At 73.6% G+C, this 23,893-nt stretch carries 27 protein-coding genes; 17 read left to right on the top strand and 10 right to left on the bottom strand.

Features of this window, described 5'->3' with window-relative positions; all coding sequences use genetic code 11:
* Positions 1–63 precede the first annotated feature (63 nt).
* Together ABD254_RS17320 and ABD254_RS17315 are read left to right on the top strand one after the other, a co-directional pair.
* Positions 64–303 (top strand): helix-turn-helix transcriptional regulator, encoded by a 240-nt coding sequence (locus ABD254_RS17320; protein WP_344249892.1) that lies wholly within the window; start codon positions 64–66, stop codon positions 301–303.
* Entirely contained in the window at positions 300–1,577 is a 1,278-nt protein-coding gene (locus ABD254_RS17315) for a HipA domain-containing protein (RefSeq protein ID WP_344249891.1), read from the top strand. The genes ABD254_RS17320 and ABD254_RS17315 overlap by 4 nt, the downstream gene beginning before the upstream one ends.
* A 43-nt stretch (positions 1,578–1,620) precedes the next feature.
* On the opposite strand, the gene ABD254_RS17310 is transcribed toward ABD254_RS17315, so the two are convergent.
* Positions 1,621–2,199 (bottom strand): GNAT family N-acetyltransferase, encoded by a 579-nt coding sequence (locus ABD254_RS17310; protein WP_344249890.1) that lies wholly within the window; start codon positions 2,197–2,199, stop codon positions 1,621–1,623.
* A 48-nt stretch (positions 2,200–2,247) separates the two neighbouring features.
* On the bottom strand, positions 2,248–2,673 hold the full coding sequence (locus tag ABD254_RS17305) for a DUF1761 domain-containing protein (RefSeq protein WP_344249889.1): 426 nt from the start codon (positions 2,671–2,673) through the stop codon (positions 2,248–2,250).
* 55 nt (positions 2,674–2,728) lie between these two features.
* Between ABD254_RS17305 and rpe the strand changes: the two genes are divergently transcribed.
* The 4 genes from rpe (at position 2,729) to ABD254_RS17285 (ending at position 5,321) form a co-directional block, all read left to right on the top strand.
* On the top strand, positions 2,729–3,391 hold the full coding sequence (gene rpe / locus ABD254_RS17300; protein WP_344249888.1) for a ribulose-phosphate 3-epimerase: 663 nt from the start codon (positions 2,729–2,731) through the stop codon (positions 3,389–3,391).
* Between the two features lie 143 nt (positions 3,392–3,534).
* Positions 3,535–3,798: a phosphoribosyl-ATP diphosphatase gene (locus ABD254_RS17295; RefSeq protein ID WP_344249887.1), complete on the top strand. Its 264-nt coding sequence runs from the start codon at positions 3,535–3,537 to the stop codon at positions 3,796–3,798.
* A 112-nt stretch (positions 3,799–3,910) separates the two neighbouring features.
* The gene (gene hisG / locus ABD254_RS17290) at positions 3,911–4,759 is read left to right on the top strand and encodes an ATP phosphoribosyltransferase (protein ID WP_344249886.1); all 849 of its coding nucleotides are present in this window, start codon (positions 3,911–3,913) and stop codon (positions 4,757–4,759) included.
* 58 nt (positions 4,760–4,817) lie between these two features.
* The gene (locus ABD254_RS17285; RefSeq protein ID WP_344249885.1) at positions 4,818–5,321 is read left to right on the top strand and encodes a PH domain-containing protein; all 504 of its coding nucleotides are present in this window, start codon (positions 4,818–4,820) and stop codon (positions 5,319–5,321) included.
* Positions 5,322–5,435: 114 nt separating this feature from the next.
* Here ABD254_RS17285 and ABD254_RS17280 read toward each other — a convergent pair whose 3' ends face one another.
* Complete coding sequence (locus tag ABD254_RS17280) at positions 5,436–7,358, bottom strand: DEAD/DEAH box helicase (protein WP_425553852.1); 1,923 nt, start codon at positions 7,356–7,358, stop codon at positions 5,436–5,438.
* Positions 7,359–7,612: 254 nt separating this feature from the next.
* Here ABD254_RS17280 and clsA point away from each other — a divergent pair, with 254 nt between their 5' ends.
* From clsA to ABD254_RS17240, 8 genes are all read left to right on the top strand, one after another.
* Positions 7,613–8,224, top strand: coding sequence for a cardiolipin synthase ClsA (gene clsA, locus ABD254_RS17275; RefSeq protein WP_344249884.1), 612 nt, complete (start codon positions 7,613–7,615; stop codon positions 8,222–8,224).
* Positions 8,221–9,192, top strand: coding sequence for a DUF881 domain-containing protein (locus tag ABD254_RS17270; RefSeq protein ID WP_344249883.1), 972 nt, complete (start codon positions 8,221–8,223; stop codon positions 9,190–9,192). The genes clsA and ABD254_RS17270 overlap by 4 nt, the downstream gene beginning before the upstream one ends.
* On the top strand, positions 9,189–9,521 hold the full coding sequence (locus tag ABD254_RS17265; protein WP_344249882.1) for a small basic family protein: 333 nt from the start codon (positions 9,189–9,191) through the stop codon (positions 9,519–9,521). The genes ABD254_RS17270 and ABD254_RS17265 overlap by 4 nt, the downstream gene beginning before the upstream one ends.
* Positions 9,518–10,759 carry a DUF881 domain-containing protein gene (locus ABD254_RS17260; protein ID WP_344249881.1) on the top strand — a complete coding sequence of 414 codons (1,242 nt, stop codon included), beginning with the start codon at positions 9,518–9,520 and terminating at the stop codon, positions 10,757–10,759. Before ABD254_RS17265 ends, ABD254_RS17260 begins: the two co-directional genes overlap by 4 nt.
* Positions 10,760–10,913: 154 nt before the next feature.
* On the top strand, positions 10,914–11,390 hold the full coding sequence (locus ABD254_RS17255) for an FHA domain-containing protein (RefSeq protein WP_344249880.1): 477 nt from the start codon (positions 10,914–10,916) through the stop codon (positions 11,388–11,390).
* Positions 11,387–12,136, top strand: coding sequence for a transcriptional regulator FtsR (ftsR, locus tag ABD254_RS17250; protein WP_486326999.1), 750 nt, complete (start codon positions 11,387–11,389; stop codon positions 12,134–12,136). Before ABD254_RS17255 ends, ftsR begins: the two co-directional genes overlap by 4 nt.
* A gap of 114 nt (positions 12,137–12,250) precedes the next feature.
* Positions 12,251–12,778 (top strand): bifunctional nuclease family protein, encoded by a 528-nt coding sequence (locus tag ABD254_RS17245; RefSeq protein WP_344250081.1) that lies wholly within the window; start codon positions 12,251–12,253, stop codon positions 12,776–12,778.
* A gap of 233 nt (positions 12,779–13,011) precedes the next feature.
* Positions 13,012–13,602 (top strand): MerR family transcriptional regulator, encoded by a 591-nt coding sequence (locus ABD254_RS17240; RefSeq protein ID WP_344249877.1) that lies wholly within the window; start codon positions 13,012–13,014, stop codon positions 13,600–13,602.
* Between the two features lie 50 nt (positions 13,603–13,652).
* On the opposite strand, the gene ABD254_RS17235 is transcribed toward ABD254_RS17240, so the two are convergent.
* From ABD254_RS17235 to ABD254_RS17210, 6 genes are all read right to left on the bottom strand, one after another.
* Positions 13,653–14,933, bottom strand: a complete 1,281-nt coding sequence (locus ABD254_RS17235) for a phospholipase D-like domain-containing protein (protein WP_344249876.1) — start codon at positions 14,931–14,933, stop codon at positions 13,653–13,655.
* A 5-nt stretch (positions 14,934–14,938) separates the two neighbouring features.
* A complete protein-coding gene (locus ABD254_RS17230) occupies positions 14,939–16,102 on the bottom strand; it encodes a tyrosine-type recombinase/integrase (protein ID WP_344249875.1) in 1,164 nt (387 codons plus the stop codon).
* A 132-nt stretch (positions 16,103–16,234) separates the two neighbouring features.
* A complete protein-coding gene (locus ABD254_RS17225) occupies positions 16,235–16,798 on the bottom strand; it encodes a methylated-DNA--[protein]-cysteine S-methyltransferase (RefSeq protein WP_344249874.1) in 564 nt (187 codons plus the stop codon).
* An 889-nt stretch (positions 16,799–17,687) separates the two neighbouring features.
* Positions 17,688–17,999, bottom strand: a complete 312-nt coding sequence (locus ABD254_RS17220) for a hypothetical protein (protein WP_344249873.1) — start codon at positions 17,997–17,999, stop codon at positions 17,688–17,690.
* Between the two features lie 190 nt (positions 18,000–18,189).
* Positions 18,190–18,573 carry a VOC family protein gene (locus tag ABD254_RS17215; protein WP_344249871.1) on the bottom strand — a complete coding sequence of 128 codons (384 nt, stop codon included), beginning with the start codon at positions 18,571–18,573 and terminating at the stop codon, positions 18,190–18,192.
* Positions 18,570–18,863 (bottom strand): ArsR/SmtB family transcription factor, encoded by a 294-nt coding sequence (locus ABD254_RS17210; RefSeq protein ID WP_344249869.1) that lies wholly within the window; start codon positions 18,861–18,863, stop codon positions 18,570–18,572. The genes ABD254_RS17215 and ABD254_RS17210 overlap by 4 nt, the downstream gene beginning before the upstream one ends.
* A gap of 226 nt (positions 18,864–19,089) precedes the next feature.
* Between ABD254_RS17210 and ABD254_RS17205 the strand changes: the two genes are divergently transcribed.
* Positions 19,090–20,889 (top strand): glycoside hydrolase family 3 protein, encoded by a 1,800-nt coding sequence (locus tag ABD254_RS17205; protein ID WP_344249868.1) that lies wholly within the window; start codon positions 19,090–19,092, stop codon positions 20,887–20,889.
* 89 nt (positions 20,890–20,978) lie between these two features.
* A complete protein-coding gene (locus tag ABD254_RS17200) occupies positions 20,979–22,286 on the top strand; it encodes an exo-beta-N-acetylmuramidase NamZ family protein (protein WP_344249867.1) in 1,308 nt (435 codons plus the stop codon).
* A gap of 96 nt (positions 22,287–22,382) precedes the next feature.
* On the opposite strand, the gene ABD254_RS17195 is transcribed toward ABD254_RS17200, so the two are convergent.
* Complete coding sequence (locus ABD254_RS17195) at positions 22,383–23,432, bottom strand: nitronate monooxygenase (protein WP_344249866.1); 1,050 nt, start codon at positions 23,430–23,432, stop codon at positions 22,383–22,385.
* 22 nt (positions 23,433–23,454) lie between these two features.
* On the opposite strand from ABD254_RS17195, the gene ABD254_RS17190 reads away from it, so the two are divergent.
* Positions 23,455–23,892 carry a pyridoxamine 5'-phosphate oxidase family protein gene (locus tag ABD254_RS17190; RefSeq protein WP_344249864.1) on the top strand — a complete coding sequence of 146 codons (438 nt, stop codon included), beginning with the start codon at positions 23,455–23,457 and terminating at the stop codon, positions 23,890–23,892.
* The last annotated feature ends 1 nt before the right edge of the window (position 23,893 follow it).

The raw sequence follows: 23,893 nt of genomic DNA, 5'->3' as shown, positions 1-23,893 counted from the left end.
CATAGTCTGAACCGACGTGATGTCAGGACAATCTGACATCACGTCTCGCCCCCAGGAGATCGCATGCCCGATACGACGCGGTGGACCCCGGCCAGGAGCGCGCGAGACCTCGGGCGCTTCGCCAAGGACGTGCGCCGACGACGCGGGATCAGCCAGGCGGAGCTGGCGGACGAGCTCGGGCTGACGCGGCAGTACGTCTCCGAGCTCGAGTCGGGCGTCGACAACCTCTACATCACGCGGCTCTTCGAGATCTTCGACGAGCTCGGCGTCGACGTCCGGCTCGCGGAGCGGGGCGACGCGTGACCGAGCTCGACGCGTGGCTCTACGGCGCCAGGGTGGCACGCTTCCGCGCCCGGGACCTGGGCCGCGACGCGCCGCGTGTCGAGCTCGAGTGGGACGCCGCCGCGCCACGCCGCTGGGGGTACGGCGCACGGCTGCTCTCGCACCTGCTGCCGATCGACCCCGACGATCCGCCGGCGCCCGCTCGCGTGGCAGCGTGGCTCGACGGCCTCATGCCCGAGGGCCGGATCCGCGAGCACATGGCCATCGACGCGGGCGTGGACCCGGAGAACCCGGTGGCATTCTTCCGGGCCTACGGCGGCGACACCGTCGGCGCCCTGGTCTTCGTGGCGCCCGGCGCCCGGCCAGCAGTCGACTCGCGGCCCGGCACGCGGCTCGACGACGCCGGAGTGGCGGCCCTGCTGCGCGAGAGCGTCGCCCGCGCCGGCGGGCAGGGGCGGGCGCAGCACCTGACGAGCTCGCTGCCGGGCATGGAGCCCAAGATCGGGCTGGTGCGGGACGAGCACGGCTGGGCGCGTGCCTCGTCCGAGCAGCCCACCACGCACATCCTCAAGGTCGCGCGCGAGGCGGGCTCGCCTACGGCCGACCTCGTGGACACCGAGGCCGCGGCCCTCGACCTCGCACGCCGGGTCGGCCTGACGACGATCGACGCGCACGTGGCCACGTTCGACGGCATGCGCTGCATCGTCGTCTCTCGCTACGACCGCGTGCCGGACCCCCGCGCCCCGGGCGGGCAGCGTCGCGTCCACCAGGAGGACGCGGCGCAGGCGCTGGGCATCAACACCCGCGACCCGGAGCGCAAGTTCCAGCACGGCCGGGCGCTGCCGTCCCTGGCGCGGATCGCGCGCGTGCTGCGCGACGACGGCGCACGTCCCGACCCGCTGCTCGCCCTCACCGTGCTGAACCTCGCCGTCGGGAACACCGACGCGCACGCCAAGAACATCTCGATGCTGCGCCGAGAGGACGGCACCGTCGCGCTCGCGCCCGCCTACGACGTCTCCATGCACCTGCACCACGCGCACGCCTCGCGGGTCTTCGCGATGGACGTCGGCGGTGAGCGGGACATGGACCGGATCTCTGCCGGCCACCTGGTCGACGAGGGCGCGTCCTGGGGGCTGCCGCGGCGTCGTGCCGTGCGCGTGGTCGGGCAGACGCTCGACGCCCTGCGCGCCGCGCTGGAGGAGGTCGACCGCGACGCCCATCCCGGTGTCGGCCCCGAGGCATGGCAGACCGTCACCGAGCGCACCGACGCGCTCCGCGCGGGGCTCGCGGCCTGACCTGGGGCGCCCGCCGGGCGCGGCGTGGCCCGGGCGAGCGGTGTCAGACGAGCGTGCGCTGCAGCAGCATCGTGCTGACGCTGCGGCCGTGCTTGACCCCGACGTCGCGCAGCACCCCGGCCACCTCGAAGCCGAGCTTGCGGTGCAGGGGGAGCGAGCCGGCGGCGGCCGGGTCGTCCGCGACGACGGCGACCACCTGGCGGACGCCCGCGAGCGAGCAGGCGTCGAGCAGCGCGGACAGCAGCCGCGTGCCCACGCCGCGACCCTGGGCCTCGGGGGCGAGGTAGATCGAGTTCTCGACCGTGTACCGGTAGGCGGCCTTGGGCCGCCAGGGTGACGCATAGGCGTACCCGACGACGGCCTCGTCGAGCTCGGCCACGAGGAACGGGAGCCCGCGCGCGGCGAGGTCGGCGAACCGGGTGGACCACGCGTCGAGCGTCGGGGGATCCTCGTCGAACGTGACGGCGGTCCGCGCGACGTACGGCTCGAGGATGTCGGCGACGGCGGGCAGGTCGGCGCGGGTCGCGGGCCGGACGACGGGCCGCGGCGCGCCCGCGCCGTCCTGCGCTGCGTCGTGCGCGGCGCCGGCGTCGGGAGCGGCGGGGGAGGGAAGGGGGACCACGGCTGACGAGCGTAGTGGGTCCCGCGACCGCCCGCCGTCGTCCGGCGGTCAGACGCCCGCGGGCGCCCAGAGGCCGATGACGAGCGCCATCACGGCGAACGTCACGAGCTCGTGCACGACGTTCAGCAGCGTGAGCGCAGGCGGACGGCCCTCGAACGCGTCGTGGGTGACGAACCGGGCCGCGGTGAAGCCGACCCAGAGGAAGCCCGCCGTGGCGAGGGCCGCACCGAGAAAGCCGCCGCCGTAGAACGTCCACGCGATGTAGGTGGCGCCGGCGAGCACCCAGGCGGACAGGAAGCTCACGACCACCGTGACCACGATCGGGCCGACGGCGCTCCCCGCGGAGTCCGGGTCGACCTTGGCGAGCCGCATCCAGAGCGTGCCGAACACCTTCGGCGTGTACCAGACCGAGCCGACGACCAGGGTCGAGGCCGTGGCGACCAGGACCGCCCAGTAGTTGATGTCCGGAACCATGGCCTGCCCCTTCGCCGGGCGCCCGGCGACGGTGCCGAGCCCTACGCTGGGCATCATGTCAGCCCTGATCAACCCGAGCATCCTGTCCGCCGACTTCGCGAACCTCGAGCGCGACCTGGGCGCGATCGCGACCGCCGACTTCGCGCACGTCGACGTCATGGACAACCATTTCGTCCCGAACCTGACGCTCGGGCTGCCGATCTTCGAGCGGCTGGCACAGGTCTCCCCGGTGCCGCTGGACGCGCACCTGATGATCGAGGACGCCGACCGCTGGGCCCCGCAGTACGCGGAGGCCGGCGCGGCGTCGGTGACGTTCCACGCGGAGGCCACGACGGCCCCGGTGCGGCTGGCGCGCGAGCTGCGTCGGCTCGGGGCGCGGGCCGGGGTCGCCCTGCGCCCGGCGACACCGGTCGAGCCGTTCCTCGACCTGCTGGCGGAGGTCGACATGATCCTCGTGATGACGGTCGAGCCGGGCTTCGGCGGGCAGTCGTTCATCGACGGCACCCTGCCCAAGATCCGGCGCGCCCGGCAGGCCGTGAGCGAGTCCGGGCTGGACGTGTGGATCCAGGTCGACGGGGGAGTGTCCCGCGAGACGATCGAGCGGGCGGCCGAGGCGGGGGCGAACGTCTTCGTGGCTGGGTCGGCCGTGTACGGGGCCGAGAGCATCCCGGACGAGATCGCCGCCCTGCGGGGACTCGCGTCCCGGCACACCCACTGACGCCGCCGCGGGAGCACCTCGTTGCGGCGGCATGCCCTGGCGGAATAAATAGTGTGCCAAGCGTCGAGACACCCCTGTGACGTCCGTCCCGAACCGCGGAACCCAGCCCCGAGGGGAGGGGCGGCCGCGTCTAGGCTGGGCGGGTGAAGACCTTCGACTCCCTGTTCGCCGAGCTGTCCGAGAAGGCCGCGACCCGCCCCGCAGGGTCGGGGACCGTCGCCGAGCTGGACGCCGGCGTGCATGCGATCGGCAAGAAGATCGTCGAGGAGGCCGCCGAGGTCTGGATGGCCGCCGAGCACGAGTCCCAGGAGGCGGCGGCCGAGGAGATCTCGCAGCTGCTGTACCACCTGCAGGTGCTGATGCTGGCCAAGGGCATGACGCTGAAGGACGTGTACGCGCATCTGTGAGCGCCGGGCCGGTTGCCTGCGACCCCGCGTCGCCACCCGGCCGCCGAGCGCTCCGCCGACTGCCGCACCCGTCGTCCGACCGTCCTGACCAGACCTGACCGAAGAGGTTTCCGTGCTCCGCATCGCCGTCCCCAACAAGGGTTCCCTGTCCGGCCCTGCCACCGACATGCTCCGCGAGGCCGGCTACCGCCAGCGCCGCGACACCCGCGAGCTGGTGCTCGCCGACCCGGACAACGGGGTCGAGTTCTTCTTCCTCCGTCCTCGCGACGTCGCCGTGTACGTCGGGTCGGGCACCGTCGACGCCGGGATCACCGGCCGCGACCTGCTGCTCGACTCCGGGGCGGACGCCGTCGAACACCTGCCGCTCGGCTTCGCCGGATCGACGTTCCGGTTCGCGGCGCCCGCCGGGACCGTGACGGAGGTGGCGCAGATCGCCGGCAAGCGGGTCGCGTCGTCGTACACCACGCTGGTGCGCACGCACCTCGCCGAGCAGGGCGTCGAGCCGGCCGCCGTCGTGCACCTGGACGGCGCCGTGGAGAGCTCGGTGCAGCTCGGCGTCGCGGACGTCATCGCCGACGTCGTGGAGACGGGCACCACGCTGCGTGCCGCGGGCCTCGAGATCTTCGGCGAGCCCATCCTGCGCTCCGAGGCGGTGCTGATCCGGCGCGCGGCCGTCGACGAGCCCGAGGGGCTCCGGGTCCTCACCCGGCGCCTGCAGGGCGTCATCACCGCGCGCGAGTGGGTGCTCATCGACTACGACGTCCCGATCAGCCTCGTCGACGCCGCCGTCGCCGTGACGCCCGGCTTCGAGTCGCCCACGGTCTCGCCGCTGCACAACGGGGAGTCGGCGGCGGTCCGGTCCATGGTGCGGCGGGGAGACACCAACCGCGTCATGGACGCGCTGTACGACGTCGGGGCCCGCGGCATCATCGTGACGTCGATCCACGCCAGCCGGCTGTGACCCGGCCCCCGGCGCGGCCGGGTGTCGAGCACCCGCTCGCGGTGGCAGCGTGGCGGGCATGAGCACGACCGACGGCCCGGGCCGTGGCGCGGTCGACAGGGTCGGCCGGGGCAGCGCGGACGAGGCCCGCTGGCGGACGTTCCGGCCGCTCTGGGGCCGCGTGACGGCGTGGGTGGTGTGGGCCGTGGCCGCGGGCGGCAGCCTCTTCGTCGGCCTGACGGCGAGCGGGCCGCTGGGTGCGGCCGCGGTCAACAAGGTGTCGTTCGTCGTCTTCGCCCTGGCCGCCACGTGGCTGCTCTGGCGGCTGGGCGGCGTGCACGCCGTGCCGGCTCCGACCGGGCTCACGGTCCGCAACCTCGTCCGCACGCGCCGGCTGGCGTGGGCGGAGGTGGTGGAGGTGCGCCTCGGACCGAACGACCCCTGGGTCCGGCTCGACCTCGCCGACGGCGGGACGCTCGCGGTGATGGCCGTGCAGCGGGCCGACGGCGAGCGGGGGATGGACGAGGCGCGGCGGCTGCGCGAGCTCGTCACCGAGCTGGGCGAGGCGCCCGACCCGAGGTGATCCGGCCGGGGCGCGTCGCGGACGACGCGACCCCGACCGGGCCCACGCGGAAACGCGGCACGCCGCCGTCGACGGATCGACGACGGCGTGCCGCGTTCGGCGGGAGACCCCGCGTCAGTAGGTGCGCGCCGGGCGACGCTCGGTGCGGGGGCGCTCGGTGCGCGGCCCGCGGTGCTCGGGGGCGCCCTTGTCGACGGAGATGCGCAGCGCCTTGCCCGCCACGTGCGCCCGGCCGATGCGGTTCATCGCCGCGTCGTCGAGCGGGCGCGTGATGTCCACCAGCGAGAAGTTCCCGAAGATGTCGATCTTGCCGATGTCGCTGCCCGACAGGCCGCCCTCGTGCGTCAGCGCCCCGACGATGCCGCGGGGCTGCGCGCCGTGGGTGTGGCCCACCGAGATGCGGTAGCGGGTGCCGTCGGCCGGGCGACGGATGCCGCGGCCGCGGTCGCCGCCGCGGTCGTCGGCGCGCGGGTGCCGGCCGGTCCGGTCGCCGTCGCGCTCCGTGCGCTCGGCGCGGTGGGTCTCGCGGGTGCGGCCACCCTTCGCCTCGGCGCGCTCGCGCTCGTGCTCCTCCTGCGCGGCCCGCTGCTGGGGGCCGTCGTCGCCGACCGCGAGCGCCAGGAGCGAGGCCGCCAGCTGCAGGAGGTGGGCGTCCGCGGGTGCCGCGGGGGCGGCGGACCCGTCGGTCTCGGCCTCGGTCGGCTCGGCGGACTGTGCCGCCGCGGCGACGTGCTCGCGGATCATCTGCGAGTACAGGTCGAGACGCCCGGCCTCGGCGCGCGCGCCGACGGCGTCGAGGAGGCGCCGGGCACGGTGCTGGGAGACGTCCCGGGGGGACGGGACCTCGACCTCGGTGAGCTGGGCGCGGATGGTCCGCTCGATGTGCTTGAGCTTCCCCCGCTCGTGCGGGGTGACGAACGACAGGGCGCGCCCGCTGCGGCCGGCACGGCCGGTGCGTCCGATGCGGTGCACGTAGGCCTCCGCCTCGCGGGGGATGTCGAAGTTGACGACGAGCCCGATGCGGTCGACGTCGAGCCCGCGGGCGGCGACGTCGGTGGCGACGAGGACGTCGAGGGCGCCGGAGCGCAGCCGCTCGACGATCTTCTCGCGCTCCTTCTGCGCGACGTCGCCGGAGATGGTCGCCGCGGAGGTGCCGCGCTCGACGAGGGCGGCGCCGACCTCCTCGGCGTCCTTGCGGGTGCGCGTGAAGACGATGGTCGCGTCGGCGTCGGAGGTGGCGAGGACCCGGACGAGCGAGCCGACCTTGTGGCGGAACGGCACGACGGCGTAGGTCTGCTCGACGGTGGAGGTCGTGGACGACTGGCGCGAGACGGCGATCGCGACCGGGTCGTTGAGGTGCGTCGCCGCGACGGAGCGGATCGCGGGCGGCATGGTCGCGGAGAAGAGGGCGACCTGACGCTTCGCGGGCGCCTGGCCGAAGATCGTCTCGACGTCCTCGGCGAAGCCCATGCGCAGCATCTCGTCGGCCTCGTCCAGGACGAGGAACTTCACGCCGTCGAGCGACATCGAGCCCCGCTCGAGGTGGTCCATGACCCGGCCGGGGGTGCCGACGACGACGTGCACGCCGTCGCGCAGCGCGCGCTGCTGCGGCTGGTACGGCGACCCGCCGTACACGGAGGTGACGCGGACGCCGGGCAGGTGCGTGGCGAAGGACTCGACGGCCTCGGCGACCTGGAGCGCGAGCTCGCGGGTCGGGGTGAGCACGAGGGCCTGCACGTGCCCCCCGGCGACGCTGGAGTCGGGGTCGACGGCGGCGAGCAGCGGGATCGCGAACGCGGCGGTCTTACCGGTGCCCGTCTGCGCGACACCAGTGATGTCGCGACCGGCGAGCAGCTCGGGGATCGCCCGGGCCTGGATGGGGGAGGGCGTGGTGAAGCCCTGGTCGTCGACGGCGGCCTGCAGCGCGGCGGGCAGTCGCAGGTCGGCGAAGGTGGGGCCCTCGACCTCGGGGGCGGTGACCTCTGTCGTGGTCTCGGGGGCGTCGGTGGGCAGGGTCGAGTCAATGCTCAAGGGGATGACCGTTCGTCGGTGGTGGGGGGAGTCCTGCGTCGCCGAGGAGGGCGAGGCGGTCGCTCGTTCCCGGACACACACCAGACCTGGCTCTTGGGCCGAGGTCGCAACGAACACGCGGGAGGCACGACGAACTCCGAAGGTCCCTCCATCGTACGCGGTGGGCGCCGTCCTGTGACCGGCGGCTGGTGGTGAGTTCGGCCACTGAACGGCGGACGGCGGCGCATGGATGGCCCGTCGCCGCTGCGTAGGATGTCCGCGTGCAGCCAGGCCCGGAGATCAGCAGCGCGGTCCTCACGGTGCCCAACCTGGTGAGCCTGGTGCGTCTGGCGCTGGTGCCGGTCTTCGCGGTGCTCATCGTGGTCGGGCAGGACATGTGGGCCCTCGCCGTGCTGGCGTTCTCGGGCTTCACCGACTGGCTCGACGGCGTCCTGGCGCGGCGGCTGCACCAGGTGACCAAGCTCGGCCAGGTGCTGGACCCGGCGGCCGACCGGCTGTTCATCCTCGTCAGCCTCGTGGGCCTCGCCTGGCGCGACCTCGTCCCCGTGTGGCTCGTCGTGGTGATCGTCGCCCGCGACGTCGTGCTCGCCTGCCTCATGCCGGTGCTGGCGCGCCACGGGTATGGTCCGCTCGAGGTCAGCTTCGTGGGCAAGGCGGCCACCTTCGCGCTGCTGTACGCCTTCCCACTGCTCCTGCTGGCGACCGCGCCCGGCGCCCTGGGCGCCGCCGCGCACGTGGTGGGGTGGGCGTTCACCTGGTGGGGCGTGGGCCTGTACTGGGTCGCGGGCGCGCAGTACGTGCGGCAGACGCGGGAGCTGGTCGCGGCCGACCGCAGCGGGCCGGCGCGCGACGCCGGAGGGGAGCGCGTATGACGGCGCCGACGCCGCGGCGCCCGACGGCGGGCGCCCGCGACTCCGGCGGCAGGCGCCTGGACGAGTCGATGACGCTGCTCGTCGAGGTCATGGAGCGACCGCTCGATCCCGGGTACGCCGAGGCCGCCGCGCGGCGGGCCGCCCGGGGCGAGGCCCCGCCGCGCGCGCGCCGCGGGATCGGCATGGTGCTGCTGGCCCTGCTCGGCGTGCTGCTGGGGCTCCTCACGGTCTCCGCGGCCCGCGAGCTGCGAGCGCCGCAGGCCGAGGTCGCCGCGGCTCGCCAGCTGCTCGAGGACCAGATCGTGGAGCGCCGCCAGACAGGGGACTCGCTGCGGGAGCAGTCGGTCGACCTGAGCGCCCAAATCGAGGCGCTGCAGCACTCGGCGCTGGCGAGCCAGGATCCCGCCCTCCTACAGACGTTGCGCCTGGACGCCGTCGTCAACGGGTCCACCCCCGTGAGCGGTCCCGGCCTCGTCGTGACGCTCGCCGACGGGGGCGGCGGGCTGGAGGACTCCGAGGCCGACCCCGGCGCGCGGGTCAGGGACGCGGACGTCCAGACGGTCGTGAACGCGCTGTGGGCGTCCGGGGCGGAGGCGGTCGCCGTCGACGACCAGCGGCTCACGTCGATGTCGGCGATCCGCAACGCGGGGGACGCGATCCTCGTGGACCTCGTGCCCCTGTCGGGGCCCACCTACGTCGTTCACGCGATCGGTGACTCCGACAGCATGCAGACCGCGTACGCTCGGACCGGCGCCCCCGCCTACCTGCAGCTCCTGGGGTCGCGCTATGGGATCTCCTCGAGCGTGGTCCCGCAGAGCGAGCTCGAGCTGCCGGGCGTCGGGACGCAGACCTTGCGTCACGCGGAGCCGGTGGACGACGACGCCGTCGACGAGGACGCGGGTGTCCCCGGTGCGGGTGGCGACGGCGTGGACGAGACCGAGGACGAGACGCAGGAGGAACGCCCATGATCGCCGTGGTCGGGCTCATGGTCGGCGTGGTCGCCGGCCTGGTGCTGCAGCCCACCGTGCCCGTCGCCCTGCAGCCCTACCTGCCCATCGCGGTGGTGGCTGCGCTCGACGCGCTCTTCGGGGGCCTGCGGGCGAAGCTCGACGGGTTGTTCGACGACAAGGTCTTCCTCGTGTCGTTCCTGTCGAACGTCCTCGTGGCGGCGTTCATCGTGTTCCTCGGCGACCAGCTCGGCGTCGGCTCTCAGCTGTCCACGGCGGTGGTCGTGGTCCTCGGCATCCGCATCTTCTCCAATGCCGCGGCCATCCGCCGGCACCTGTTCAAGGCATGAGCGCCGACATCCCGAAGCAGGCCGGCGCGGAGCCGTCGGAGCCGCAGCAGGAGCCCGTCGAGGACGCGGCGGTCCAGGACGAGACGCTGCCCCCGGGTGGCGCGGAGGTTGCGCCACACGACGATGCGGAGGACCCGGCTGAGGACGCGGGCGACGGCGCGGAGGTTGCGCCGCACGACGCGGGACCGGGCGACGATGCCGAGGACCCGGCTGAGGACGCGGGCGACGGCGACGACGCCGGTGGCTCCGAGCCCGTTGACGTCCGCGCCGACGAACCCGCTGACGACGACGATCCGCCGGCGGTGGACGACGCGTCGTCCGCGGGCACTGACGACCGTGACGCCGACGGCGAACCGCCGGCCCCGACCGCGAGCGCCGTCGTGCCGGACGCGACGGCACGGTCCGGACCCGAGGTCGGGGCCGAGGCCGTCGGCGAGGCCGAGCCCCTGGACCCGGGTGCGCACGAGCACGGCGACGATCCGGAGGGCGCGCGGTGGGACGCCGGACAAGCGGCGGAGCCCAGCGGCTGGCGGCGGCTGGGCACGGCGCTGCGGCCCCGCCTCTCGCGCTCGCACGTGCTCGCCGGCGTCCTGTGCGCGGCGCTCGGCTTCGCCCTCGTGGTGCAGGTGCAGCAGTCGGCGTCCGACCAGCTGTCGTCCGCCCGGCAGGAGGACCTCGTGCGGCTGCTGGACGAGGTGACCGACCGGGCGGAACAGCTCGCGGCCGAGGTCTCGGGCCTGGAGGCCACCCGTGACGAGCTGCTGTCGGGGTCGGGGCAGGCCCAGTCGGCGCTCGAGCTGGCGCAGCAACGGGCGGAGTCCGAGGGCATCCTGTCGGGCCGGCTCCCGGCCGAGGGGCCCGGGGTCCGCGTCCGGATCGCCGACCCGGGAGCGGCGCTGGAGGCGGCCCAGCTGTTCAACGTGCTGGAGGAGCTGCGCAACGCCGGCGCCGAGGTGGTCGAGCTCAACGGCGTGCGCCTGGTGACCTCGACCTGGTTCCGCGACCAGGACGGCGCGATCGTCGTGGACGGGCAGAAGCTCTCCTCCCCGTACGAGTGGACCGTCATCGGCGACCCGCAGACGATGGACCGTGCCCTCGAGATCCCCGGCGGAGCGCTCGCGACGGTGCGCACGGCCGGTGCAGAGGCGACGACGACGACGCGCGACAAGGTGCAGATCACGGCGGTGCGCGAGCCCGCGGAGCCCGAGCACGCCACCCCGCAGGGCGCCGGGAAGTGACCCCGGCCGGGCTTCCCGCCCCCGCCCGTCACGGGGTAGGTTGGGCGGACGACGGCGCACGTCGGACGCACAACCTTCCGTGGAGCACCGAGCACCGGGGCCGCCTCGGCAGCAGCGTCGCCCGACCACACGGCCCTACCTCGATGGAGGACTGATGACCGACCCCCGCGCTCTTCCGCCGCACCAGGCTGCCGCCGACACCACGGCCCACCTGGGTCGCGTCGGTGCGCCCGCGGAGGAGCAGGCGTTCCGGATCCCGCTCACGGCGGAGGAGGCGGCCGCCGTGGCCGCGCTTCCCCGGCACTCGGCGCTGCTCGTCGTGCAGTACGGGTCCGGCGCCGTGGGGGAGCGTTTCCTGCTGGACTCTGACCGGGCCGTGGCAGGGCGCAGCGAGCAGGCGGACATCTTCCTCGACGACGTGACCGTCTCCCGCAAGCACGCGGAGTTCGTCCGCGAGGGCGACCGGTTCGTGGTCCGCGACATCGGGTCGCTCAACGGCACGTACGTGAACCGGGAGCGGATCGACGCGGCCACGCTCGCCACGGGCGACGAGGTGCAGATCGGCAAGTTCCGGATGTCGTTCCACGCCAGCCCGCAGGCGCCGCGGGACACGCAGGCGCCCGCGTCGTGACGGGGGCGCGGGCGGCGCACGGCGAGCCTCCGGCCACCGGCGACACGCCCGAGCCGTGGCCTCGGGGCATCTCGCGCCAGGCGACGATGCGGATCTCGGACGTGCTCGCACAGCTGGGGCCCGAGTTCCCGGCGGTGTCGCACTCGAAGCTGCGCTTCCTCGAGGACCAGGGCCTCATCGACCCGGTGCGCACCCCCTCCGGGTACCGCCAGTACAGCCCGGCGGACGTCGAGCGCCTGCGGTTCGTGCTCACCGAGCAGCGCGACTCCTACCTGCCCCTGAAGGTCATCAAGGAGCGCCTGGCGGAGATGGACGAGGGCCAGCCCGCGCCCGGTCCCGCCCCGCGGCTCGCGGAGGAGCCCGCCGCCGCGGCGCCGGCCCGCCGCCGATGGACGGCGGAGTCGGTGGCGGAGGCCACGGGCACGTCGACGGCGTTCGTGCAGCAGCTCGTCGGCGCCGGCGTGCTGCGCCCGGGGGCGGGCGGCCAGCTCGACGCCGGCGCCGCCGACGTGGTGCGGATCGCGGTCCGGCTCGCCGAGCACGGCATCGAGCCCCGGCACCTGCGCTCGTTGCGCACCTCCGCGGACCGGCACGTGGGGCTCGTGGACCAGCTCGTCGCCCCCTACCGCAGCCAGCAGACGCCGTCGGGCCGGGCTCAGGCGGCGGAGCTCGCCGCGGAGCTCGGTGAGCTGCTCGCGCGGCTGCACACGGCGTGGGTGCGGCGCGGCACCGGCGACCTCGTGTGACCCTGGCGGGCCCCGAGGACGACCGCCCGGAACTGGTGCCGCCCCCACGCGACGGGTGGGTGCCAGCCGTCGTACGTTGGATCGGTGGACGGCAACGAGCCGAGCGACGCCCCCATGGTCCCGGTCGAGGTCATGGGTGTCCGGCAGCAGCAGCGCGACCAGGAGATCGTGGTGCTGCTCCTCGACGCGGCCGCGAACCTCGCCGTGCCGATCGTCATCGGTGCGCGGGAGGCGTCGGCGATCGCGATGGCGCAGGCCGGGCTCGTCACGCCGCGCCCCATGACGCACGACCTGCTGCGCGATCTCCTCGGCGCGGTGGGGGTGGAGCTGGAGCGGGTCGAGATCGTCGCGCTCGACGGCGGCATCTTCTTCGCCGAGCTCGTGCTGTCAAACGGGTCGCGGCTCGACTCGCGGGCGTCGGACGCCATCGCGTTGGCGGTGCGCACGGAGAGCCCGGTGCTGTGCTCCGCGGAGATCGTCGCCGTCGCCGGGGTCGAGGTGGTGGACGTGGAGCAGCAGCGCGAGGTGGAGAAGTTCCGCGACTTCCTGGACCACGTCACCGCCGCCGACTTCACGACGCCGGGCGGGCCGCGGGAGCCAGGGGCGCCGGACGGCGACCGGCCCGACGACGCCCCGCCCTGACGGCAACCCGTGCCACGCCGACCGGGGTGTCGACCTCGGGTCGAGGGTCAAGGTCGGCTACGGTGAACCCAGAACCTTCAGGTTGAGGTCGAAGGTTGCCTGCCAGGCCCGGCGCCCGTCGAGCGAGGCCCGCGGCGCCGCAGGGGGCGCGACACGCCGGATCGCTCGGGACGAACGTCGTTGACGGCCCGGTGGGGGCGACCTAGCGTGGAGAAGACATCTCAGGAGGCACAGTGAACAGCAGTGGTGAGGCAAGCGTCCCCACGGGTGCGTCGGTGCCCCACGGTGCCCAGGGTCTTCTCTTCGGGGAGGACCTCACGGAGCAGGACTCCGCGACCGGCTACCGCGGCACCACCGCGTGCCGCGTCGCCGGGATCACGTACCGCCAGCTCGACTACTGGGCCCGCACCGGCCTCGTCGAGCCCTCCATCCGCCCGGCGACCGGTTCCGGCACCCACCGGCTGTACAGCTTCCGGGACATCCTCGTGCTCAAGGTGGTCAAGCGCCTCCTGGACACCGGCGTCTCCCTGCACCAGATCCGCAGCGCGGTGACGCACCTGCGCGAGCGCGGGGTCGAGGACCTGGCGCAGATCACCCTGATGAGCGACGGCGCGTCGGTCTACGAGTGCACGTCGCCCGACGAGGTCGTGGACCTCGTGCAGGGCGGCCAGGGCGTCTTCGGCATCGCCGTCGGTCGGGTCTGGCGGGACATCGAGGGCACCCTGTCGGAGATGCCGACGGAGTCGCTCGACGACGTCGACGACCAGGCGGTGCGCGAGGGCGACGAGCTCGCCGCGCGGCGAGCCGCGCGCAACGCCGGCTGACCCGGCGGCGTCGGAGGACTGGCGGACCGCCGGGGACGGCGGCCCGGCTGTCACAGGAGCGGGCGCAGCGGGGACATGACGCGCTCGGCGATCTTCGTCAGCGGGTGCCGGCGCTGCCACTCCTCGAGCGTCAGCTCGCGCGAGTTGGACTCGTCCATCCGGAATGCGGCCTCGAGCTGTCCGGCGAGGCCGTCGTCCACGACCTCGAGGTTGATCTCGTAGTTGCCGGTGAGGCTCAGCCGGTCGATGTTCGCGGTGCCGACCGTGGTCCACCGCCCGTCGATCGTCGCGGTCTTCGCGTGGATCATCGCGCCCTGGTACAGGAAGATCCGCACACCGCCGCGGAGCAGGGTGGCGTAGTGCCCGCGGGCGAGCCAGTCCGCGACGACGTGGTTGGAGCGCTCGGGCACGAGCACGCGCACGTCGACCCCGCGGGCGGCCGCGGCCAGCAGGGCGGCCTGGATGTCCTCGTCGGGGATGAAGTACGCCTGCGTGATGTACACGTGGGAGCAGGCGCGGTCGATCGAGTCGAGGTAGATGCCCCGGATCGGGAAGACGAGCTCGGACGGCGCGTTGCGGGCCGCCCGCAGTCGCGGCAGCCACAGCGGGGAACCGACGTCCTGCAGCATCGGCAGGTCGGGGGTGCGCCAACGGTTCCAGATGTCGATGAAGGCGTTGCGCAGCTCCCACGTGGACGGGCCCACCAGGCGCACGTGCGTGTCGCGCCACTTGGTGGCGTACAGCTCGCCGATGTTGTACCCGCCGACGAACGAGATCTCGTCGTCGACGACGAGGATCTTGCGGTGGTCCCGCCCCGACCGCCGCACGTCGAGCATGAGCAGACCGGGCCGGAACGCCGGGAAGCGCAGCACGTGCACGCCGCGAGGCAGGTCGTAGAAGGTGCGCGGCACGACGAGGTTGGCGAAGCCGTCGTACACGACGAACACCTCGACGCCCCGGTCGGCGGCGTCCGCGAGCGCCTGCTTGAACTCCCGGCCGACCTCGTCGTCCTTCCAGATGTAGGTCTCGAGGAACACCTGGTGGCGGGCCGAACGGATGGCGTCGAGCATCGCCGCGTACAGGTCGGCGCCGTAGGTGTACACGGTCGCCGTGGTGTCGTCGACCTCGGTCGACGCAGGGGGCGCGGTGGGGAAGGGTGAGTCGAGCGGGTACTGCTGACGGCGGACGCGCTCCAGCCCCATGACTGCTGCGGCGGCGGCGACCGGCGCCGCAGCGGCGACGACGGCAGCGCGGGTCGCGTACTTGCGGACGGTGGACCAGTCGATCTGGACCCGGACGGGACCGGCGGACTTCACGGAGCGGAACGGCACGGGGTTCACCGTAGCGAGGGCCGAGGGCCCGCGCGCGCCGACCTGTCGTGTTCGTCGGTTTCCGGCGGTTCGGTGCGAGAGTCGTGCTCGTCACGCCGCAGCAGCTCGGCGGACAGGGGGTGGGACCGGATCGCCGCGCCGAGCTCCCCCTCGATCCGGTCGAGGTAGACGCCGGTGGTGGCGATCGACCGGTGGCCGAGCAGCTCGGCGACCACCTTGACGTCCCAGCCCTCGGCCACGAGGAGGGTGGCGGTGGTGTGCCGCAGGGCGTGCGGCGTGGCGGGACGCCGGTACGGGGCGGGCATCCGCTCGACGGCGCGAGCGAGCAGGGCTCGGACCGCCTGCGTGTCGACCCGGCGACCCCGCCAGGTGAGCAGCAGCGCCCGCTGGGCGTCGGCGTCGTCGTCCCGCCGCGCGGCCAGGCGGGGTCGCAGCCCGGTGAGGTAGTCCTCGAGGGCCGTGGCCAGCGGGGGAGACAGGGCGACGGTGCGCGTGCCCCCGCCCTTGCCGACGATGCGCCAGCGCGTCTCGCCGGGCTCCCGGGCGAAGTCCGCCACGTCGGCGCGGGCCAGCTCGGACACGCGTGGGCCGAGCACGAGCAGCAGCGCGATGACGAGCCGGTCGCGCAGGGCGAGCGCCTGGTCCGCGCGGGGTGCCCGCTCCGCGCCGGCGGCCGGGACCGCCCGGGCCTCGGGTACGGGCCCCGCCGCCGTCGTGCGCAGGAGCGCCTCGGCGGCCGAGGCGGAGAGCGCCGTGCGCGCGACGCGCAGGCCGTCGCGCACCTTGGCGGGCGGCGATGCCCACTGCATCGGGTCGGCCTGCACCCAGCACTCGCGCGCGGCGTGGGTGAAGAACCTGGTCACGGACTGCCGGAACCGGTTGACGGTCGCGGTGGAGCGGCCGGGCGCGCCCTTGCGCGCCGGGTCGGCGTACCGGCCGTCGGGGCTGGACTGGTAGCGCACGAGGGCGTCGTCGACGTCGTCCCCGGTGACGTCGTCGAGCACGCGCCCGGCGCCGAGCAGCCGTGCCAGCTCCGTGACGTCGCGTTCGTAGCTGCGGGCGGTGGCGGGGGACAGGACTCCCCGCACCGCCTCGACGCGGACCGACGAGAGGTAGCGGTCGGCGGCGTCGGCGACGGTGACACGGTTGAGCCGGGGCGGCGCGACCATCGGGTTCCTCCTGTCCTTTCCGGACGCCGGTCCAGGCGGGTGACCTGCGGCGACGTCCGGACGACACGGTAGGCGCAGGCACCGACACCGGCGCCCGCCCTCGGTTCGCCGGCGCTGCGGCGGGCGGGTCCGTCAGAGGTCGAAGAGCGTGGGCTGCTCGAGGTGGACACCCTCGGCGGCCAGCATGCGGAGCTTGGTGCGTGGACCTCCGCGGGCCGAGAAGCCGCCGACCCGCCGGCCGGCCGCCAGCACCCGGTGGCAGGGCACGATCGGGGGGTACGGGTTGCGCCCGAGGGCCTGGCCCACCGCCTGCGCGGCGCCGGGCATGCCGAGCCTCTCGGCGACCTCGCCGTAGGTGAGGGTGTTGCCCGGCGGGATCTCGCGCACGACCCCGTAGACGCGGGCGTCGAACTCCGGCGCCGCGGTCAGGTCGAGGGGGAGGTCCACCAGGTCGCGGGTGCCGCCGTCGAGCAGCTCGCGGACCGCCTCCACGGCTCCGGCCAGCTCCCCGCCGGGCTCCGGCTCGGTCTCGACTGCGCCCGGGTACCAGCGGCGGACGGCCGCTCGCACGGCCGACGCCCCGCCCTGGGGGAGCGTGGAACCGACGACGGCCGCGACGGCCGGGTCCCACACCATCGCGCAGTGGCCGATCGAGGTCGGGAACACCACGGCCACGAGCCCGGACGAGCGGTTCATGGCACGAGGCTACGGCGAGGGTCCGACACCGCCCGGGGCGCCCGGGGGAGCGGACGACGCACGTCCCGCGACGGTAGGCACGGCGCCACGTCCGCGGGCGCGGCGCGCGAGGGGCAGGGCGTCGACGAAGCGCGTCGTGGGTGCAGGGGAGCGACCGCGCCCGCCCCCGGGACTCTGGGCCCGCGGTACGGCGGGCGCCGGTATCGGCCGCGGCGGCCACCGTCCTCACACCACTGTGTTGTGCCATACACAATGGTTTGAGAGGTATGTCCGTTTCAGTGTAGCCCGCGGCCCGGCCGAAGGCGAGCTCTCGTCGTTGTGGGCGCTCGCACGATGCCGAGCGGAGTCACGGGCGTCCGTCCGCGCGAAGATGCCGGGCCGCACGCATGCAGGGCACGAGTTCGAGGGGAGTGCGCGTCGAGTACGGCGGCGCGACGGTCGGGGCGCCGCCGCTGTGAGACGCATTTCCGGTTCCCGCGCCGTCGTACCGACGGCAACGACGCGACGACGACACGACATGGCGACGACACGGAGCTGCGCCGATCGGCTCGTGGACGCGTCGCGCGCGACGTACTCAGCGCATTCGTGGCTGAAGTGACGACGCCGTGTTTCCGCGACGCCTTCACGTCGGCGCCAGGCCGGGGCGGGTTCGGTTCGCCGGCGACCTCCGGGTGGCGAGGGCGTTCGGTGCGTCAGGCCCGCGAGCTGTGGGTGCAGGGGACCGGTCCCGGCCGGTTCACGGGCCCCTCCTTCCGTGCGAAATGACATAATGTGCATTATCGGTGCTAGATCAGTGCGAGTTGCATCTGATGCAATCGCACCTCGTCCGACCGGTCCGCTCCGGCGCCTGGCGGCAGATTGCCTCACGTCAGCGCGCGCCGACCCTCGCTCAGGCGGGGTCTGCCCAATTTGGGTGCTCGCGCACGTATTCGTCGACGGTCTGCCCGATCACCCACTCGCTTTCGGTCATGTCGGCGGTTGTCCAGGCGACCGTGCCTGGCTCGAAGTGGTCGATGAGTCTCGCTTCGGATGCTGTCGCAACCCGATAGGACTTCGCGCTGAGGCCGACGTCCCGCAGGAGCCTCCGGGCACTGCTGAGACTGTCGGCGCGGACGACAGCAAGCGAGGGCAGCAGGTGCTGAGTCGATGAGCGACCCAGGTCGCCATGGCTCTTTAGTTGGTGGAAGTAGAAGGTCTTCATCGGGTGCATCCCACCCGTGCGCTGGCCACGACCACACCTTGCTTGATCCGCGAACGCACCCTCGACGACCTGGCGGACGCGCGTTCACGCGGACGGATCGGCGGACGTCCGACCACCATGTCACCGGAACGGCTCGCTACCGCGCGGGCATCGGTCACCGGTGGCCAGTCACCGGCCGGCACGAGAACCATCATGGGGACTGGAGCTGGATCAGGTTGCCGCACGTGTCGTCGAGGACCGCCGTGGTGACCGGGCCCGTCCGGAGCGGCTCCTGGGTGAACCGCACGCCGAGCCCGCGCAGCCGGTCGTGCTCCGCGTGCACGTCGTCGACCGCGAAGGCGGCGAGCGGGATGCCGTCGGCGACCAGCGCCTCCCGGTACGGCTTCACCGCGGGATGCCCGGACGGCTCCAGCAACAGCTCGGGGCCGTCCGGGTCCTCCGGCGAGACCACGGTCAGCCACCGGTCGGCGCCGACCGGGACGTCGTGCTTCGTCACGAAGCCCAGCACGTCGGTGTAGAAGCGCTGGGCCGCCGCCTGGTCGTCGACGAAGATGCTGGTGAGATGGATCTTCATGGGGCACTCCCCCGCGTGTCGGGACTCGCCCACCGCTCGGCGATGTGCCCGAGCGGCGTCGTGTCGATGTCGTGGAACTTGTAGCGACCCTCCCGCCGGCTCACGACGAGCCCGGCCGCCTCGAGCACGGCCAGGTGCTGCGAGACGCCCTGGCGCGAGATCGCGAGCCCGTGCTTGGTGCTCAGGCGCGCGCAGATCTCGAACAGGGTCTGGCGGTTCCGGTCCACGAGCTCGTCGAGGATCGTCCGGCGGGTCGGGTCGGCCAGCGCCTTGAAGAGTTCGTCGGCCACTCCCCCACGTTAGGCAAGTATGGACTTGCCTGTCAACGGAAGGTCGCTGCCGAGGCGCAGGCGTCCATGCAGAACCATCGGCGCTGAAAGTTCCTTCACCGAACCGAATGCATCGCGGAAACTCTTGACGCCGGCCGGTAGCCCTCCTAACGTCCACCTCAGGCGCTCCGGGACAACGACGTCCAACGGTCACCCACCGTCGCGCCGTCCGACACAGGAGGACCTCGTGAAGGAACCAGGAGAAAAGCGCCTCGTGCGCTCGGCGGCGGCGGTGGCGGCTGCAGGGCTGCTGTGCGCCGCGGTCGTGACAGCGCCCGCCCAGGCGGACACCAAGGGCCCGGCGACCAGCGACGTCGCGGCGATGGTCGACGCGATGACGCTGGACGAGAAGATCGGCCAGATGACGTGGACCCACGTCTACGGCGCCTCGGCCGACGACACGTCGATGGCCGCGAGCAACCAGGCCCGCTACGGGGTGAACACCCCGGCCGAGGTCGTCGAGAAGTACCACCTCGGCGGCGTGCTGTACTTCGCGTGGTCGGGCAACACGAACAACCCGCAGCAGGTGAACGCGCTCTCGAACGGCCTGCAGGAGGTGGCCCTCGGCGAGGACGGCCCCGGCATCCCGCTGGCCGTGACGATCGACCAGGAGGGCGGGCTCGTCGCCCGCATCGGGCCGCCCGCCACCCAGCTCCCGGGCAACATGGCCCTCGGCGCGACGTTCGACCCGAAGCTCGCGTACAAGCAGGGCAAGATCCTCGGCTCCGAGCTGGACGCCATGGGCGTGAACGTCGACTTCGCCCCGGTCGTCGACATCAACACCAACCCCGCGAACCCGGTGATCGGCATCCGGTCGATGGGCGAGAACCCCTACCTGGTGAGCGCGTTGGGTGCCGGGCAGATCGCGGGAATCCAGAAGCACATCGGCGCGACGGCGAAGCACTTCCCCGGCCACGGCGACACGGTGACGGACTCGCACTACGGCCTGCCCGTGGTCACCTACGACCGGAAGACGCTCGACAAGCACCTGCTGCCGTTCCGGGCAGCGATCGCCGCCGACGTGGACATGATCATGACGGCGCACATCATCGTCGAGGCGATCGACCCGGACCTCCCGGGCACCCTCTCCCCCGCCGTCCTCACCGGGCTGCTGCGCGAAGAGCTCGGCTTCGACGGCATCATCACGACCGACGCCCTCGACATGGCCGCGATGACCGACAACTGGTCGCAGGAGGAGATGTCGGTCATGGCCATCCAGGCCGGGTCGGACATCCTGCTCAACTCCCCCGACGTCGACGCGTCCATCGCCGGGGTCAAGCAGGCCGTCGCGGACGGCACGATCACCGAGGAGCGGCTCGACGAGTCGGTCACCCGCATCCTCGAGTGGAAGGCAGAGCGGGGCGTGCTCGACGACCCGTTCGCCGACCCCGCCGCCGTGAACGACATCGTCGGCAACGACGAGCACCTGGAGCAGGCGGCGAAGATCGCGGACCGCTCGATCACGCTGCTGCGCAACGAGCAGCGCACGCTCCCGCTGGAGGCGGACGAGGACACCGTCCTCATGGTGGGCGCCGGGTCGGCGTGGCCCGAGCGGCTCGGCCCGATGCTCGCCGACCGGGGGTTCGACGTCATCGAGGAGTACGAGAACGGCAGCTCGCCGTCGGCGGCGTACCGGGCACGTGCCGTCGCGGCGGCCGCGAGCGCCGACGCGATCGTCTTCGCCTCGAACAACGCGAGCGGCAACGCTGCGCAGCAGCAGATGGTGGACGCATTGGCCGCGACCGGCAAGCCCGTGATCGTGGTCGCGGCACGTAACCCGTACGACGTCAACGTGTTCGACGACGCCGATGCGGTGCTGAACAGCTACGGGTACAACGTCGTCAACTACACGGCGGTGGTGCGGGCGCTGGCGGGCGACATCAACCTGTGGGGCAAGCTCCCGGTCGCGGTCCCGACGGCGGACGGCAGCGGCACGCTGCTCCCGCTCGGGTACGGGCTGCGCTACGGCGGTCACGGCCGGGGCTGACGCCCAAGGACGGTCACTTCGTCGGGGGGCGCGGCGCATGCCGCGCCCGCCGACCCCCTCTCGTACGACTTCGGTGGAAGGCAGCTGACATGAATCGACGCAACTGGAAGAGCGTGGCCGTCGGGGCCGCGCTCGCCGTGGGGGTCGCGGCCCCGCTGGCGGTGGGAGAACCGACGGACCGGCAGGGTTGGCCCTCGCAGGGCCGCGGGCAGCTGGAGCTGGGCGTGGAGAGGCTTCTCGACGACCCCGCCCTCCTGGAGGGCCAGCGGGTCGGCCTCATCACCAACCCCACGGGGGTGACGCAGGACCTGACGTCCACCGTCGACGCGCTCGTGGCGGGCGAGGAGGCGGGCGGCTACGAGGTGACGGCCCTGTACGGGCCGGAGCACGGGGTGCGCGGCGGCGTGCCGGCGGGCGCCTACGTGGAGAGCTACGTCGACGAGCGCACCGGTCTGCCGGTGTACTCGCTGTACGGGCCGACGCGGAAGCCGTCGCCGGAGATGCTCGAGGACGTCGACGTGCTCCTGTTCGACATCCAGGACATCGGCGCCCGCTTCTACACGTACATCTGGACGATGTACTACGCGATGGAGGCGGCCGCGGAGAACGGCAAGCAGTTCGTCGTCCTGGACCGGCCGAACCCGCTGGGCGACAAGGCTGACGGCCCGATCCTCGACTACCCCGAGCTCAGCTCGTTCGTGGGGCTGCGGGAGATCCCGCTGCAGCACGGCATGACCGTCGGGGAGCTGGCGCGATACTTCAACGGCGAGCTGCTGGAGACGCCGGCGGACCTCGAGGTCGTGCGGATGTCGGGCTACCGCTCCGACGACATCCGCACCGACTGGGACATGCCGTGGGTGCTGCCGTCGCCGAACATCCCCACCCGGGAGACGGCGCTGGTGTACCCGGGCACGGGGCTCATCGAGTCGATCAACGTGTCGGAGGGTCGCGGCACCACGAAGCCGTTCCTGTGGTTCGGGGCGCCGTTCATCGACGAGACCGAGTCCTATGCGCTCGCGGAGGACCTGAACTCGCGCGGCCTGCGCGGCGTGACGTTCCGGCCCATGTCTGCGACGCCGTCGGCCAGCAAGCACGTCGGTCGGTTCTCGGGCGGGATCGAGGTCCACATCACCGACGCGGAGCGGTACGAGTCCCTCCCGGTGGGCCTGCACGTCCTCGACGCCCTGTTCACGCAGATCGACGAGGTGGACTGGCGGGAGGGCAACGCCTGCCGCACCGCGGCGGACGAGTGCTGGATCGATCTGCTGAGCGGCTCGAAGGACGTGCGCGCCCAGCTCGAGGCCGGCGTCGACCCCGACACCATCGTGGCCGGGTGGGACGACGGGCTCGAGGAGTTCGAGGACGAGGCGAAGCCGTACTGGCTGTACCGGCGCTGATCCGCTGAGGGACCGGAGTCCGGGAGGCCACGGCCGGTCCGGGCTGGTGCCCCGCGGGCCGCACGACGCGGCTCGTGGGGCACCGTCGTGCGGCCGTCACCACCGCGCTGCGAGGTCGCGCACCACGTCCGCCGCTGGGACGGCCCTCGCCGCCCGGAACCCGGTGCCCGCCCACAGATGTAGCCGGTCGGCGTCGCCCGCGGCGGCCGCCCGGCGTCGCAGCTCACGGGTGAGGTGGTGCACCTGCGGGTAGCCGACGGGTGCGGCGGCGTCGTGGCGTTCGGCGAAGGAGTTGCGCAGCGCCCTCGCAGGCCGGCCGGTGAACGCCCGCGTGACGATCGTGCCCGTGCAGCGGGGCGAGACGAGGGCGTCGCGGTGGGTCACGGTCGTCCCGGACTCATGGGTGCGCAGCAGCAGGGTCCCCACGGCGACGGCCTCGGCCCCAGCGGCTCGCAGGTGCGCGGCAGCGTCGGGTCCGTCCACCCCGCCGGCGCCGACGATCGGCAGGCGGGTACGGGCGGCGACGGACGCCACGACGTCGGCGGTGTCCGTGTCGGTCACGGTGCGCGAAGGGTCCCAGGTGCCGCTGTGCCCGCCCGCGTGCGGCCCCTGCACCACGAGACCGTCGACCCCGGCCTCCTCGGCCGCCCCCGCCTCGTCGGGCGTCGTGACGGTCACCAGGACGACGGTGCCCGCAGCCCGCAGCGTCCGGATGTCGCGCGGGGACGGCAGCCCGAACGTGAACGACACGACTGGCACGGGCCGCTCGACGAGCAGTGCCACCTTCTCCGCCCACCGGTCGTCGTCGCGGGACGGCACCGCGGCCCGGAGGTCGGCGTACGTCAGACCATGCTCGGCGGCGTCCGGCGCGATCCGCTGGGCGTAGGCCGCGAGCACCGCCGGGTCGGCGTGGCCGGCGGCGTCGGGGACGAACAGGTTGACGCCGAACGGGCGCCCCCACGCGCGGGCGGCGTCGACCTGCTGGGCGAGGGCGTCGGGCGTCCGGTATCCGCCGGGGAGGATAGCGAACCCGCCGGCCTCGGTGACCGCGGAGGCGAGCTCGAGCGTGGTGGGACCGCCGGCCATGGGTGCCGCGACGACGGGCAGCGGCGAGCCGAGGAGCGTGGTGCGGCGCGGACGGGTCACACCCCCACCTTAGGATCCGGGCATGACGGGACACGGCGGGGATCTCGACCGGGGTGCGCTGGTGGCGTTCGTGCGCGAGCACGGCGAGGGCGTGCTGTCGACGCTGGGCCCGGACGGCGGCCCGCAGGCGGCGTACCTCGCGCTGGCGGCCACCGACGACGGCGACCTGGTGCTGGACGCCCGGGCGTCGTCGCGCAAGGTGGCGAACCTGGGGCGCGACGCGCGGGTGGCGGTCGTGGTCGGCGGCAGCGACGGGCGGACGGTGCAGTGCGAGGGCGTGGCGGACCTGCCGACGGGCGAGGACCGGGACCGGTGCGCGGCCGCGTACCGGGAGGCGTTCCCGCAGTTCGCCGGATCGCTCGAGGACCCCGGGATCGTGGTGGTGCGCGTACGCGTGACCTGGGCGCGATACGGCGACTACCGCACCTCTCCCCCGCAGCTGCGCGAGCTGCGGTACTGAC

It is taken from the genome of Isoptericola hypogeus (genome assembly GCF_039531145.1).
Taxonomy (GTDB): domain Bacteria; phylum Actinomycetota; class Actinomycetes; order Actinomycetales; family Cellulomonadaceae; genus Isoptericola; species Isoptericola hypogeus.
The sequence above is the reverse complement of the archived record's forward strand: the minus strand, read 5'-3'. Positions and strand labels throughout refer to the sequence as shown.

Bases quoted from the DNA above. Each gene is read 5' to 3' on its own strand.
- ABD254_RS17190 (WP_344249864.1), top strand. From the start codon at position 23,455: ATGACGGGACACGGCGGGGATCTCGACCGGGGTGCGCTGGTGGCGTTC.
- ABD254_RS17225 (WP_344249874.1), bottom strand. From the start codon at position 16,798: ATGAACCGCTCGTCCGGGCTCGTGGCCGTGGTGTTCCCGACCTCGATC.
- ABD254_RS17285 (WP_344249885.1), top strand. From the start codon at position 4,818: ATGAGCACGACCGACGGCCCGGGCCGTGGCGCGGTCGACAGGGTCGGC.
- ABD254_RS17305 (WP_344249889.1), bottom strand. From the start codon at position 2,673: ATGGTTCCGGACATCAACTACTGGGCGGTCCTGGTCGCCACGGCCTCG.
- ABD254_RS17260 (WP_344249881.1), top strand. From the start codon at position 9,518: ATGAGCGCCGACATCCCGAAGCAGGCCGGCGCGGAGCCGTCGGAGCCG.
- ABD254_RS17220 (WP_344249873.1), bottom strand. From the start codon at position 17,999: ATGAAGACCTTCTACTTCCACCAACTAAAGAGCCATGGCGACCTGGGT.
- ABD254_RS17265 (WP_344249882.1), top strand. From the start codon at position 9,189: ATGATCGCCGTGGTCGGGCTCATGGTCGGCGTGGTCGCCGGCCTGGTG.
- ABD254_RS17270 (WP_344249883.1), top strand. From the start codon at position 8,221: ATGACGGCGCCGACGCCGCGGCGCCCGACGGCGGGCGCCCGCGACTCC.
- ABD254_RS17245 (WP_344250081.1), top strand. From the start codon at position 12,251: ATGGTCCCGGTCGAGGTCATGGGTGTCCGGCAGCAGCAGCGCGACCAG.
- ABD254_RS17215 (WP_344249871.1), bottom strand. From the start codon at position 18,573: ATGAAGATCCATCTCACCAGCATCTTCGTCGACGACCAGGCGGCGGCC.
- ABD254_RS17255 (WP_344249880.1), top strand. From the start codon at position 10,914: ATGACCGACCCCCGCGCTCTTCCGCCGCACCAGGCTGCCGCCGACACC.
- ABD254_RS17200 (WP_344249867.1), top strand. From the start codon at position 20,979: ATGAATCGACGCAACTGGAAGAGCGTGGCCGTCGGGGCCGCGCTCGCC.
- ABD254_RS17320 (WP_344249892.1), top strand. From the start codon at position 64: ATGCCCGATACGACGCGGTGGACCCCGGCCAGGAGCGCGCGAGACCTC.
- ABD254_RS17230 (WP_344249875.1), bottom strand. From the start codon at position 16,102: ATGGTCGCGCCGCCCCGGCTCAACCGTGTCACCGTCGCCGACGCCGCC.
- rpe (WP_344249888.1), top strand. From the start codon at position 2,729: ATGTCAGCCCTGATCAACCCGAGCATCCTGTCCGCCGACTTCGCGAAC.